The organism is Brachybacterium sp. AOP25-B2-12 (genome assembly GCF_052378625.1).
Taxonomy (GTDB): domain Bacteria; phylum Actinomycetota; class Actinomycetes; order Actinomycetales; family Dermabacteraceae; genus Brachybacterium.
In genome coordinates, this window is record NZ_JBQSXW010000076.1 from 1 (window position 1) to 699 (window position 699).

At 68.0% G+C, this 699-nt stretch carries 1 protein-coding gene; it reads left to right on the plus strand.

Annotation, left to right across the window (positions count from 1 at the left end):
- Nucleotides 1–119: 119 nt before the first annotated feature.
- Nucleotides 120–699: transposase (locus ACT3TZ_RS15215; RefSeq protein WP_444584252.1), on the plus strand; the 580-nt coding region annotated here is incomplete at its 3' end.

Sequence of the window (699 nt, forward strand, 5' to 3'; positions counted from 1 at the left end):
AGTTGAGTCCCGCATAGTGGTGTAGCGCGGTGGCCCTGTGATCGTCCCGGACGGGGACGCGGTCACCGTGTGATCCTTCGAGTGAACCTCTCACAGCACTCTCGAACGGAGTCATCACGATGACCGCTCCCCACATTGTCGACCCTTCCGGCCTGCTCGGTGAAGCCCTGGCCGAGGCGTCCCCGGACCTGATGCGCAGCCTGCTGCAGGACGTGATCAACGCCCCGCTCTCCGCGGACGCTGATGCCGTCGCCGGCGCGGAGTACGGCCGGCCCAGCGCTGGGCGTTCTGCGCAGCGCAACGGCTACCGCCATCGCGACCTCGACACCCGCGTCGGCACGATCGACGTCGCCGTTCCTAAGCTCCGCACGGGCACCTACTTCCCGGACTGGCTGCTCGAGCGGCGCAAGCGCGCCGAGTCCGCGCTGATCACGGTCGTCGCGGACTGCTACCTCGCCGGTGTCTCCACCCGCCGCATGGATAAGCTCGTGAAGACCCTCGGCATTAACAGCCTCTCGAAGTCGCAGGTCAGCAGGATGGCGGAGTCGTTGGACGAGCACGTCGAGCAGTTCCGCCACCGCCCCCTGGACGAGGCCGGGCCGTTCACGTTCGTCTCCGCCGACGCGCTGACCATGAAGGTCCGCGAAGGCGGGCGCGTGATCAACGCCGTCGTCCTGCTCGCGACCGGCGTGAACGGCT